Annotated in this window: 6 protein-coding genes; 4 read left to right on the top strand and 2 right to left on the bottom strand. The window is 35.2% G+C overall.

All coding sequences use genetic code 11. From position 1 onward, the window contains the following. Positions 1-138: 138 nt before the first annotated feature. The gene (locus ACFSTE_RS11250) at positions 139-2,814 is read right to left on the bottom strand and encodes a TonB-dependent receptor (protein WP_378256906.1); all 2,676 of its coding nucleotides are present in this window, start codon (positions 2,812-2,814) and stop codon (positions 139-141) included. A gap of 399 nt (positions 2,815-3,213) precedes the next feature. Between ACFSTE_RS11250 and ACFSTE_RS11245 the strand changes: the two genes are divergently transcribed. After that, complete coding sequence (locus ACFSTE_RS11245) at positions 3,214-3,534, top strand: hypothetical protein (RefSeq protein WP_378256904.1); 321 nt, start codon at positions 3,214-3,216, stop codon at positions 3,532-3,534. A 107-nt stretch (positions 3,535-3,641) separates the two neighbouring features. Here the strand turns inward: ACFSTE_RS11245 and ACFSTE_RS11240 are convergent, their stop codons facing one another. Further along, positions 3,642-7,730: a two-component regulator propeller domain-containing protein gene (locus ACFSTE_RS11240; RefSeq protein WP_378256902.1), complete on the bottom strand. Its 4,089-nt coding sequence runs from the start codon at positions 7,728-7,730 to the stop codon at positions 3,642-3,644. 381 nt (positions 7,731-8,111) lie between these two features. Between ACFSTE_RS11240 and ACFSTE_RS11235 the strand changes: the two genes are divergently transcribed. The 3 genes from ACFSTE_RS11235 to ACFSTE_RS11225 are packed head-to-tail and all read left to right on the top strand — an operon-like array spanning position 8,112 to position 14,112. Next, positions 8,112-9,470: a Gfo/Idh/MocA family protein gene (locus ACFSTE_RS11235; protein ID WP_176028960.1), complete on the top strand. Its 1,359-nt coding sequence runs from the start codon at positions 8,112-8,114 to the stop codon at positions 9,468-9,470. An 18-nt stretch (positions 9,471-9,488) separates the two neighbouring features. Beyond that, complete coding sequence (locus ACFSTE_RS11230; RefSeq protein WP_378256900.1) at positions 9,489-12,434, top strand: SusC/RagA family TonB-linked outer membrane protein; 2,946 nt, start codon at positions 9,489-9,491, stop codon at positions 12,432-12,434. Between the two features lie 22 nt (positions 12,435-12,456). Beyond that, the gene (locus ACFSTE_RS11225; RefSeq protein ID WP_378256898.1) at positions 12,457-14,112 is read left to right on the top strand and encodes a RagB/SusD family nutrient uptake outer membrane protein; all 1,656 of its coding nucleotides are present in this window, start codon (positions 12,457-12,459) and stop codon (positions 14,110-14,112) included. Positions 14,113-14,143: the final 31 nt, after the last annotated feature.

The raw sequence follows: 14,143 nt of genomic DNA, 5'->3' as shown, positions 1-14,143 counted from the left end.
GTTTGCTAAGAGTAATGTATGTAATAGAAATAGTAATGATTTGTATCAAGATCAATAACCCTCTGTGAGTTTTCCACGAGGGTTATTAATATGGGATCTATATGATTATCATTGTGTCTCTGAATACAAAAAATATGTTTAAAATTTATATCGCACATTTATACCATAGGATGCAGGTCTTCCTACTGCATATCGATATCTTCCAAAAGGAATAGCAGCTAAAGAAATGATATCTCCAAAATTAGCAATTTCATTTGTTAGATTTTTGCCAAATACAGCAATATCAAATTTTGATGAGGAATACCCAATTCGCGCATTTAGAATACTGAAAGCATCAAAGATAAATTGAGGTTCGGTTTCTGGGGAGAATGTATTCACACGCTCTCCGGTATGTTGAAAATCCAGGCGGTAAAACATGGATTTATCTGTTTTTAGTTGATGAGAGTATTGAATATTGGCACTGGCTGTAATATCAGGAACATTTAGTATTCTATCTCCTTTTTCTGAAGCGGTAAGGATACTCCCTTCATTTACTTCGGCCTTTACATATCCAAAAGCTCCTCCAATCTGAAGATTCTTGCTGACTTTCCCTTTTACTTCGAGGTCGAATCCGGTGATGGTTGCTTTACCAATATTATCTACAAAAATAAATCCAGAAGGAAGAAAAACACGTTGTTGCAGATCATTCCATACTGTATGAAAAACAGAAGCATTGGCAATCAATCTATTTTGAAGGAAAGTATTTTTACTACCAATTTCATATGTCCACAAAAAATCAGATTCGAAAGTCCGGGGTGCTTCTTCTAGTCCCAGGGCAGCCAGATCTGCTTCGGCGAAAATTACAGGGACAATACCATTTGCTCCACCAAGTCGATATCCTCTGGTAGCACTTCCGTAAAGTAAGCTTTTATCATTAATGGTATACGTGAGGTTAAGCTTGGGGGTAAACCCATCATCCGTAATTTCTTCATCGGTAGGGATTCCTCCTCCAGCAGCGACAAATCCTCCTAGTTTTTGTTTTAATTCCTGTTTGTAAGAAAAATAACGCAAACCAAAAGTAGCTTTTAATTTAGGGGTAATATCCCAATATATTTCACTAAATAGGGCAAACTCATCTGTTTTAAAATCGGTATCCTGCGAAAACCAAATAAAATTCTCAGCAGCGATAATTTCTTGCAGATCAGGAAGCCCAATATTTCCAAAGAAATTAGATAATGCTCCCAGATAGGAGTTCCTCGGTTGTATACCATCAAATTTTGAAGTTTCGGAACTAAAGAACAAACCTGCAGTGATATTTAGTTTTTTATCAGGATTGTTTAGAGAATATCGCAACTCTTCTACTACTTTGGTTAGTGCGCCGGTGCGATCCATAAATTCCGGATAAAAATAAGCCTCGGATAAGTCTGCAAAATCTCCATTTTCGTCAAATGGAGTTAGTTCAGTACTGGAATTCCCAGAACTTTCTCGTTCAGTTACATCTTCTCTGTCAAATTGATTCACCTCACTGAAGGAAAAATTATTGGTAAGTTCCCCGTATTCTCCCAATCCGAGTTGAATTAATAGACTGCTATGTAATAATTCTAGTTCGTATTTTTCGTCGATACCACCAATTCGGTATTGCTCGAAATTATCCGGTCTGAAATCTGCAAAATCCAAACCATCTCCTTCTGTTTTTTGGTAGATGAATTTAGGAACGATTTTTAAGTTTTCACTTGGGTAAATACCAAGTGCAGCGTTAATTCCAAAACTAGTTTCATCATCTACATTTTCTTTTTGAGTTTCCCCATCTCTCCAACCATGAGTATCACTAACATCACTATTCTGTAATGTGATCGGGATAGGATCACCGGTAAATGGTATTTGAGTTCCACTGCCATCAGGGTTATCCCATATGGCATTGGGATTAGCCCCTGTGCCATCTCCTGTGTTTAGAGGGAATCCATTAAAATGAGTTTGTCTTTTTCTGTCAAAGACCCCTGTTTCAAAAGCATAGAAAGTCCCTAGTCGTAAGGCGAGTTTTTCTTCGAGAATAGGGATGTTAAATACTCCTTGAATACTATAGTCTGCATCTCCTTCTTTTACAGAAGCTCCTGAGATATCAATGTTACCTGATGTTTTATAGGCATTTGGTTGATTAGTGATTACTTTTACAGCTCCTCCCATCGTATTGGAACCGTATAAGGTACCTTGCGGACCTCTTAATACTTCGATTCGATCGGTGTCGAATAACCTGGGGTCAGCAAATTCTGGTAGAGGGGTTTCATCCAGATAAAAAGCAGTGGTATTAGTTCCTGAAATTCCTCGGATAGCAATATTTTTTCCAGAGGATCTTCCATCTCCTAACCCGGCGCCTCCCCCTCCAGAAGCACTGATACTCAGGTTTGGGATACTAGGAAAATAGTCTTCTGCCTTTACAGAACCTGTTCTGGCTAGTTCCTTTGCACCTACCGCAGTAATACTTAACGGAACATCTTGTGATCGTTGTGTCGTTTTATTGGCTGTAACGACAATGTCTTCTAACTGGAAGGCATCTTCTTCTAGCTGTACTCTGATTGTTGTCATAGTACTGCTAATACTAATTTTTTTTGTTTTAAAACCCAGAAAGCTAACAATTAGCGTAGGTGTATTACCTGACGATTCAATAGTGAAATTACCTTCAAAATCTGAAGTTGTGCCTGTTGAAGTTCCTTCAATGATTACCGAAGCCCCGGGAATGATATTCCCGGAGGTGTCTGATATATGTCCGGTAATCGTTTTTTGTGATAGCACAGTACTTGTCGTAAGCAAGACAAGTATGAGTAACGCTCTTTTCATAGTGAATAAATTATTTTCAATTTTTTTAAATATTGTTATACGTAAGAGTTTGTTGAGTATCTTTATTGTAATAAATATGTTAAAAAAATAAATTAATCTGAATCAAACTTAGTTATCTTAGGTATTGGTTTCTTACATAAAAATGAATGATTAGTTTAACTTTTGTGCTTTTTAGAATATAAGAAGGTTGGTTAGTTTTAAGAAAATCAGCAGTGTTTTGTAGGTTTTTTATTACACTAATAAAAAGAAGGTAGTTAGATAATAGTCAGTATGATACGTGTTAAGCAATTGTGTTAATCGTAACATTTTTACGGAAGAGTACATGTATATTCTAAAGAGTTATAGTAAAATGAAGATGTCTTTTGTTTAGTAGCAAAAAGCAATTAAAAAAATAGTAAAATGAAAGGAGGCTATCTAATGCTGGTTTTATGGGTGTCATTTTTTCTAAAGTCAGAAGAGAGGGCAAAACCACAAGGAATAGATGATTGTACTTTTAAGGGAAAAAAACTGTACGGAAGGGTAAAGCTTGTGGAGTATGCTTCTGAAGCTGATATAAAAGTAAAAATAGTGAATAGTTTTCCAGACCTAAAAGTGCAATTTGTAGGAAGTTTCCCTGATGAATGTGGTCAATGGAAAATAGTTGATTCGAATGAAGACCTGAAAGTGTATATAACGGAGAGCTTTCCTGATATTAAGATTCAAGCGGTTACTTCTTTTTAAAAAAAGTCTGTAGATTAAACAAAATGGTCAGATAAAGGTAACGCAAGTCGCCTTCGGAATTAATATCTATTTTCTGTATAAGGTGTGATATGTTTACCTCGAGAAAACTATTTAGGAATCTCTATTTGATATTTATTGAGGTAGGTAGTTACACCTATTTCTTTGGCTTCCTTTTTAAAAACTACAGGTGTTTTTTCGAAGTGTTTTTTAAAACATTTTGAGAAGTATTTAGGATCATTAAATCCGGTCATAAAAGAAGCTTCAGAAATATTGTATCCATATTTGGTGATTAGAATTGCTGCTTTTTTTAAACGGAGTACCCGGACAAAGTCAACAAGACTATGTCCTGTTAGGGATTGACATTTTCTGTATAAACTGGAATACCCCATATGAAGGGAGGAAGCCAGTTCTTCCATTTTAAAATTAGGATCGTCTAACCGGGCATTGATATTGTGCATAAGTTTTTCCAAAAAAAGTTCATCCTGTGATTTTTCCATACTTACTTTAGGGCGACTAATAACTTCTTTTCTATATTTAGAAATAATGTGTTCTTTAGTAATTAGTATGTTTTTTATTTTGAGAAGTAGCTCATTGGTATTAAATGGTTTATTGATGTATTCTATAGCTCCCGATTTTAACCCTGAAATTTTGGCGTTAGTAGAATTTTTAGCTGTAAGCAGCACAATCGGGATATGTTTTGTTATAGGCTCTTTCTGAAGTTTTTGGCACATTTCGATACCATCTAACTCTGGCATCATTATATCGCTCAAAATTAAGTCCGGGATTGTATTCTTGGCATAATTGTATCCTTCTTCTCCATTCTCTGCCAGAATAATATTATAAAAATCACTTAGAAGATCTTTCAGAAAAGATTGTAATTCATAATTATCTTCTACAATAAGAATAGTTTTTTTCATTAGGTCTTTCTCCGTAATTGAAGGGTCGTCTAGTACAGGGGTAATTGTATTAGGTTCCTCCTTATGAGTAACGGTTACTTTTTCTGTGTCATCATAGGCTTCTTCGGTAACGGGGAATTTGATTGTGAAGGTAGTTCCTTCAGAAGGATTTGAATCGATTTTAATTTTTCCTTTGTGTAAGTTTATTAACTCTTTGGTAAGTGCTAATCCTATTCCCGTTCCTTTGTTTTTTTTGCCAATATCCGATTGATAAAATAATTTGAAAATATGCTGTAATTCATCATCAGGGATTCCCGGACCGGAATCTATTACCGATAATTTGATTTTCTTTTTATTAGTAATGGGGACAATGTTTAATAAAATATTTCCTTCTTTGGGAGTGAACTTGAAAGCATTCGACAGCAAATTATAGATAATATGTTCAATTTTTTCTCTATCATACCAAGTATTAGCTAAGTTTTTTGGACAGTTTATTACGAAATCTACTTTTCTCTTCCGGGCAAGCTCTTTAAATGATTTGGCAATGGTATGCACATCTTTATATAAATCATTTTTAGTTATGATTAATCGTAATGTTTCCAGTTCTTTATTTCTAACCAGAGTTAATTCACGAGCAATTCTGGAAAGTCGTTTTGTATTATAGGAGATAATATCAAGCCGCTGTTTTAGAAGTAAGTTTCCATTTTTTTCAGCTTTTCGAAGCATATCATCAATAGGCCCCAGAATTAAGGTAATAGGAGTTTGAATCTCATGCGACATTTTGGCAAAGAAATTCATCTTTAAATCGTGTAACTCGCTTTCCTTTTTGTAATGGACTTTTTCCAGGAACAATTTCTTTTTTAGCGAATACCACCTTCTAATACCGTATATGGTTAAGACTAGTATTAGAAAATAAAAAAGATATGCAGGAATTGTATTCCATAAAGGCTGTCGAATGCGAATCGAAATACTTTTCGAAGGAAGATCCCAAACTCCTTTTTTGGTTCCTCCTTTTACCTCAAAAATATAATCCCCGGGAGGAATATTGGTATAGGTAGCTAAGCGTTCAGATTGGCTAATGATCCAATCTTCGTCAAAGCCCTTTAACCGATATGCATAATAATAACTTGGATTCAGGATATTGTCGACAGCATAAAATCTAAAAGAAAAATAGGATTGATCATGCGCTAACTCGAGAGAATCAAGACTGGAAATACTATGAGTCATTTTAGAGGGCAAAATGGTGTAGACCGGTTGATTAAGGATTTCAACACTATGAATATGCAATCTGGGGTCAGCAGCTTTTTTTCGTATAGTCGATGGATTAAAACTATTGACTCCCATGACTCCTCCAAAATACAATAGCCCCTGTTTATCTTTAAACTTACTTCTGAGTAAGAACCGGTTGTCCTGAAATCCATCGGTATCATAAAAAGTCTTGAGCGTTTGTTTTTCGACATCGAAGTGACTAATTCCATTATTTTTCGAACTCAACCATACATCTCCGTTTTCATCAGTAAGAACCGCGTGAAATACAATTTCTCCAATAGATGGAATATGGTCAAAATAGGTGTATTCCTTTTTAGTAATATCAAACCTTAGTAGTCTGCCGGAGCGATCGATCAACCAAATTTCATTTGAATTCCCAAAAGCCATAGACCTGGCAGCTTTCATTTCATTGATATATTTTGTATTTGTTAGAGAGTAATCTATGAATGTAGAAAGGTTGATATCCGAGAGATCCTCATCACACTGAAACAATCCCCCTCCGTCAATTCCCAACCAAATAGTACCTTCTTTATCTTCGAGAATACTTTCTGTATTGACCCCTTGTAGTCCATTGGAATTATTATCAAAAACGGCCAGTAATTTTTGTTCTTTATTGTATACGTTAATAGAAAGGTTTGAGCCTACCCAAATACGCCCTTTGGAATCAGAAAAAACGCAGCGAATATCCGTTGCTTCTTGGTTACTCGAATTATAAACCGGAATTTTTTGAAAAGTACCCGTATTTGTATTGTGAAACCATAATCCATTTTTATAAGTGCCAAACCAGATATTGGATTGTTGATCTTCTACAATGGATTGTACATAAAAATTCTTGTTCAATAGTGGATCTTCAAAAAAACGTGTTTCATGAGATGTACCATCAGGTTTATAAGTTATTTTTGTCAAGCCAGCCCCATCAGTACCTACCCATAAAATTCCTTTAGAGCTTTTGTACATGCTTAGAACTCTGAGAGGAATATGATTATCAGAGCCTTCATGGTACATGATATTATTATTTTTATACGGTAAAATATTAAGCTTGCCATAATTGGTTGTAATCCATAAATTTTTATGGTTGTCTTGATTGATATCTAAGATGGTATTACTGCTTAGTGAAAGCTCATTTGCATAGTACCTGGTAAATAATTCGATTTCTCCGGTATGAATATTTATTTTATATAGTCCTCCTCCATCAGTACCTCCCCACATATATCCATCCTTACCACAATACAATGTCAAAAACATCTCCTTATTGATATTGAACTTTTTTTCCTTAAAAAACGAATCTTGAATAAATTGCTTTTCCACAGGATCATAAACAAATAAGCCATAGGTTTCGGTTCCTATCCATATTTTGTCATTACTATCTGCTGTGAGGTAAATATTTCCGGGATAATTCGTAAAAGTCCCTATGATTTCGGTTGTTTTTCCAGAGGATAGCGAATAGGTATAGATCGTACCGCTATTAGTTCCTACATATACATCAGAAGTACCCAGAACTTCTATATCAATGATATTTTTGATTTCAGTTCCCTGATTCAAAACTGTCGTAATATGCTGCATATTCCTATTGGTATATTGATATAAATTACCGAGTTTGGTACTTAGCCAGACTCCATTTTTTTTTGCTACGATTGCATTTACAGCTTCCTTTTGAGGAAAGAAAGCAGTCATGTCTTTAAATGTATTGGTCGTCGTGGTATATTTTGTTAAGAGACCGAAGTTAGAAGTAATCCAGATATGTTTGTCAGCATCAATAATCATATCATTAATAAAGTCATTGTGCTGAATGTCTGGGAAGATCGTTTTGTTCTTAAGAAGTGTATATTCATATCCATTATACACTAAAACTCCTTCCCTGCATAACATCCATATATTCCCTATAGAATCCTGAATTGTTTTTGAAGGAATAACAAACTTATTGTCATTAACGGGAGAAAGTTGCTTGAAACTTGTGTGGCTTTGACCTAGCAAAAAAGAGGAATACCATATACTAATAATGAACAAAAAGTAGAATCTTGACGTATGCATATAGAATATCTTTTTTAGTAGTACATCTTTTAGAAGCATACCATATTACACATAAAAATAGTTCCTTATAATAAAGGTCATTGTTATCTGAAAACAACTATTAGCTAGAAATATAAATACAGTATAATTGTTGTTTTTTTAACATTTTTAAAAATAATCTGGTATTATTTGTTAAGATAATTAACAAAAATTAAAATCATAAATTAAATAACGTTAGTAAGTTATTTTTCTATAGGAGTGTAATTCGTCAAAAAAGGGTACAAAATAAGCATTTGCATACTCGAAGAGGAATTTGTCGCCCTAAATGCTTAAAATATCAACCATAATACAAAATGGAACCGTCATATTTGAATTATCACAGTTTAACATAAAATAATTTAAATGAATTCTAGACGAAATTTTGTTAAAAAAACAGTACTTGCCGGTGCTGGAGTATCATTATTACCCACTATGTCATTTGGTCAGATGACAAGTCTTAGAGGAGAAAAGTTAAAACTAGCATTTATTGGAGTTGGATTAAGGGGAATGGTTCATGTTAATAATGCACTACAAAGAAAGGATGTAACCATAACTGCTATTTGTGATATTGATCCGAACCGAATTAATGTAGCATTAGATAAAATTGATAAGGCGAATTGGAAGAAACCAAAAGTATTTGGAAAAAACGATTATGACTACAGAAACTTATTGGCATTAAAAGAAGTTGATGCGGTGATTATTTCTACGCCCTGGTTATGGCATACTAAGATGGCTGTAGATACTATGAAAGCAGGAAAATATACAGGTTTAGAGGTTTCTGCAGCGAATACGCTGGAGGAGTGTTGGGATTTGGTAAATACGCATGAGGAAACCGGGTCACATTTAATGATTCTGGAGAATGTGAATTATCGACGAGATATACTTGCTGTTCTGAATATGGTTAAACAAAATGTATTTGGAGAATTGGTTCATTTTAGATGTGGATATCAGCACGATCTTCGATTTGTAAAATTAAATGATGGGAAGACTGCTTATGGAAAAGGAGTAGAGTTTGGAGAGAAAGGAATTTCTGAATCTAAATGGAGAACACAGCATTCCGTATTAAGAAATGGAGATGTGTATCCTACTCATGGGGTTGGACCGATGGCTACTATGTGCGACGTTAACAGAGGCAACCGTTTTCTGTCTATAAGTTCCAATGCATCAAAAGCAATAGGATTACATAATTACATTGTGAAACACGGAGGGAAAGATCACCCTAATGCTCGCGTAAAATTCAAACAAGGCGATGTAATTACTTCTACAATTGAAACGGCTAAAGGAGAAACGATTATAGTTACCCATGATTGTAATTTACCACGACCGTATTCTTTAGGGTTTAGAGTACAAGGAGCTAATGGATTATGGGAGGTAGATGGTAATCGAATATATATAGAGGGAGAATCAAATCCACATAGATGGGATGTTGCTGATGAATGGCTTAAAAAATATGATCATCCTTTATGGAAAAAATATGAGCAACAAGCTGTTGGTGCAGGGCATGGAGGAATGGACTTCTTTGTTCTAAATGCCTTTGTAGAATCTGCAAAACAGAATATAGCACCTCCACTCGATGTATACGATGCAGCTGCCTGGAGTGCTATTACCCCATTATCTGAAGCATCCATAGAGAATAACGGTGAACCACAGGACTTTCCGGACTTTACAAGAGGAATGTGGGTGAAGCGCCAGCCTTTTGATTGGATGAATAGCAAGTATTAAACACTAAATAATTACTATATGGAAAAATTGAAGATTATATTATTGATCTTTATATGCGCTTTGACAAGTAGCATGGTCGCCCAGAGAAAAATAATAAAAGGTACTGTCCATGATGAATCGGGGATGCCTATCGTGGGAGCTTCTGTTTTAATTAAAGGAACAAATACAGGAGCTTCTTCGGACTTTGATGGAAATTTTACAATTGAATCAGAGGAGAAAGATATATTACTTATATCGTATTTGGGGTTTGTCACACAAGAAGTGCTGGTAGGGGATCAAAAAGAAATAAATATCTTATTAAAGGAAGATGTCAGTAGTTTGGATGAGATTATTGTGGTTGCTTATGGAACCCAAAAAAAAGCAACTATAACCTCATCAATTGTCAATATTAAATCAGAAGAATTAAAAGATGTTACAACTCCGGATGTCACTACGATGTTACAAGGGAAAGTTGCGGGAGTTCGCTTGGGAGCATCTAGTGGTAGCCCGGGTTCTGTTCCGAATATATTAATACGAGGATCTTCTTCTTTAGGGGGGAGAGTTACTCCTTTGTGGGTTGTTGATGGAGTGATACAACATGAAGTTCCTATTGTTAACCCAAATGATGTGCAATCTATATCTGTATTAAAAGATGCTTCTGCAACCTCTTTATACGGATCTCGAGGAGCTAATGGAGTTATTATAGTCACTACAAAAAGAGGAAATTTAAAAGCTTCAGAAATCACAGTAAGTTCTAAAGTATCTATTAACCGTTTTAATACTGGAAATTTTGAAGTAATGAATTCCCAGCAGTTATATGACCTTCATACACAGTTCGAAAATGAACAATCCTGGTTTGGTCCGGAATTATTAGAAAGAGATTATAATTGGTTAGAAAATGGAACAAGAGATGGTTTTGTCAGGGATGTAAACCTGTCTTTTACTTCTGGAACAGAAAAATTAAACCTGTATATTAATGGGGGATATTATAATGAAACAGGGACATTAAGAGGGAATGAGTTAGATCGGTATACCTATCGAATGAACCTGGATTATGATATTACTAAACGTCTGAAGTTAAGTCCTAAATTATCATTTAGTTTTGATGATAGAGGAAGAGTAACAGAAGCACCTTTATACCAGTTATACCTGAACTTACCCTGGGATAGTCCATACGATGCCGATGGAAATGCGATCAATGCGAAAGATGATTCAGATTGGTTAGGAAGAGATGAATTGAACTATCAGTATGATCAACAATGGAACTATTCTTCCGATAATGTTTTTAATTTAAGTTCTAATTTTGATTTTGAATTTCAGATTTTACCAGATCTTATATTTAGGTCTGTAAATAACTTTACCTATTATCGGAAAAAGGAAAAAAAGTATACAGATCCAAGATCCATCGACGGACTGGCTACAAAAGGAAGTATTGAGGATGAAATAAAAGAGCGCTTTACGAGATTGACAACGCAAACACTAAAATACTCCAAAGGGTTTGGAGAACACTTTATGTCTGTTTTAGGAGGATATGAGTACAATGATTATGAATATGAGCAGTTAAAAGTGTCTGGAAATGGAATCATTGCTGGAACAGAAATTTTAAATGTAGCTAGTGAAGCAGGAGATATTAGTGGATTCAAGAATGATTATGCACTGCAATCGTTTTTCCTTGCTACGGATTATTCATACGGCAGTCGGTATTTTGCCAAGGCTTCTGTACGAAGAGATGGGGCGTCTAATTTTGGATTAAATAATCAGTATGGTAATTTCTTTGCCCTGGGAGCAGGATGGAACGTACATAATGAAGCGTTTTTTACAAGTAATTCTGTTAATGAGTTAAAATTACGTGTAAGCTACGGGTCGGTAGGAAACAGACCTTCTGAATTATATCCATATCAGGGAACATATCGATTGGATACACAATATATAGGAACTCCGGGAGCGATTTTAAAACAATTAGGGAATCCAGATTTAAGCTGGGAAAAATCGTATGAAGCAAATATTGCCATTGATGCAAGATTTTTGAATAGAATAAATGCGACTTTTGAGTATTATAATAAGGATACATCGGATCTTTTATACTTTGTCGATTTACCAGATGTTACCGGTTACAAAGGTTTCTGGGAGAATGTAGGAGGATTAACTAATACAGGGTTTGAGGCTGCTGTATCAGTAGATATATTGCAAACGAAAGACCTGGAGTGGAATGTAGGGTTTAATATCGGGGTCAATAGAAATGAAATAACAGAGCTGTTTGATGGTCAAACAGAAATCCCACGAAGTGGAGGTAAGATTTTTAAAATCGGGGAAGATTCTAATTCATGGTATATCAGAAAATGGTTAGGAGTTGATCCAGCTACTGGAAGCCCTCTCTGGGAAGTAGTTGATCCAGATACAGGAGAACGAACAGAAACGACTAATTGGAATGAGGCTACTCTGCAAATAATTGGAACCTCTTCTCCTGATTTTATCGGTGGATTTGATACAAGAGTACGTTATAAAAATCTATCGCTTTCTTCCAATTTTAATTTTACTAAAGGGGGGACTCTATATAATAGCGCTCGAGAATTATTTGATTCCGATGGTTTATACCCCACGTTTAACCAGCAGGTACTAGCGGATGATTGGAACCGATGGGAAAAGCCAGGAGATATAGCGACACATCCTCAGGTGGTTGAAGGAGGGAATAATAATTCTAACAAACGATCATCACGTTATTTGGAAGACGCGAGCTACTTGCGTATGACCAATGTTACCTTATCGTATACATTACCCAAAGTGGTTTTAAAGAAGTTAGGTCTTAGTAACTTTAATATTTACTTGTCAGGAGATAACTTATTGACATTTACAGATTTTAGTGGTGTTGACCCCGCAGTAACAGGGAATCCAAATGATAGAAGTAACATAGGGTTATCAGGAACCCCGGGAATAACCTATCCGATACCAAAACGCTATGCATTAGGTGTTAATGTATCATTTTAAAAACATTCAAAAACCAATTAGTATGAAAAAATTAATAGTACTGCTGCCAGTTATAGCATGTATATTGTATTCCTGTGATTTGGAAAGAAATCCATATGATCAGATTTCAGAAGATGAGTTGTTTTCTGATCCTGAATCAGTAAAAACAGCGACTATAGGTAACTATGCTTTGTTAAAAGGAGATGTAGGTTATGATGGTTGGGTAGATGATTTACATCGAATATCAGAATATGCAGGAGATAATGTGAGCTTAAGTGGGGGGACAACAGATCATTTGTTTTTCCTTTATAATTACCAATCGATAACAACAAATTTAAGGGTTGAACGATTTTGGAGAAATTCGTATAAGATCGTTGTAGGATGTAATATTATTATAGAAAAAATCAAGGAAGGAGCTTCCGAAGAAACAGATCAGTTATTAGGAGAAAATTATTACTTACGCGCATTGACATATTTCCAAATGGGAAATGTATTTGGGAGACCGTATAATCAGGGAGCCTCTAACTTGTCAATTCCATTAAAACTAACTTCAGATACTGAAGATCGTCCAGATAGACATACTATAGAAGAAGTGTATAAACAGGTAATTAAGGATTTAGAAAAAGCGGCATCATTAATGACAGAAAACAAAGGAGCCTCTTTTGCTTCCAAAGAAGCAGCCTATGCCTTATTATCCAGAGTGTATTTATACAAAGAAGATCATGAAAAAACAGAGGAGTATGCCAATAAGGTTATAGAATCAGGAGAATATTCTCTACTGTCTAAAGATCAGTTTTCTAAAATGAATACCTTAACTCCAGAACAAAATGCAGAAGCAATTTTTGCTGTAACATTAAGCTCGGCTTCTGATCTCTTGGGAGGAGGTGATGATTGGTATACGATAGGATCTTTTTATGCCAATGTGCAAGGAAAAGGGTGGGGAGAAATGTATGCTTCAAGAACATATCTGGATTTAATTAATAAAAACCCGGATGATGCTCGGAAATCATTTATTGATCCACAATTCGAAGAAGATGAAAATGGAGAGAAAATTCCAGCGGTATATTGGGTCAATGATGCATATGCATATGAATTCAGACGTACAAGTGAAAGTGGAGGTGTTATTAGCTTTGAAGAAGAAGGAACTACCTATACGGTAATGTCAGAGGAGATAGATGGAAAAACAAATTACTATTTCAACGGACCAAATGGGAAACAAGATGTGGTCAAAGGATATGATATGAAAAAGAGAAATGGACATCCTAAATTTTATATTCTCAAAGCTTCATTACAGGAGAATGATATTCATATGTGGTCTCCTATGGTATCCCGTTTATCAGAAATGTATCTCAATTTGGCAGAATCTCAAGCTAAAAGAGGCATGGATCAATTAGCGTTAGATAATATAAATATTATTAGAGAAAGAGCAGGAATCCCAATATATTCATTAACCGATATTCCTACAGGAAAAACAGTATTGGATATTGTTTTGGAAGAGCGTAGGTTAGAGTTAGCATATGAAGGGCATCGACGATATGATGTATATCGAAATGGGCGAACCATGGATAGGAAATATCCAGGAACTCACCTGAATGGTACGAATGCCTTTTTAGAGATTCCGGCGATACACCCCAGAGTAGTGGAGTTTATCCCGGAACAGCAAATTATTTTGCAACCTTCTCTTATTCAGAATGATTGATTAGGTTCCATAAGGGGTTCATTAGAACTCC

Origin of the sequence: Aquimarina hainanensis, assembly GCF_042684685.1 — a bacterium.
In the GTDB taxonomy this organism is placed as follows: Bacteria; Bacteroidota; Bacteroidia; order Flavobacteriales; family Flavobacteriaceae; genus Aquimarina; species Aquimarina hainanensis.
The sequence above is the reverse complement of the archived record's forward strand: the minus strand, read 5'-3'. Positions and strand labels throughout refer to the sequence as shown.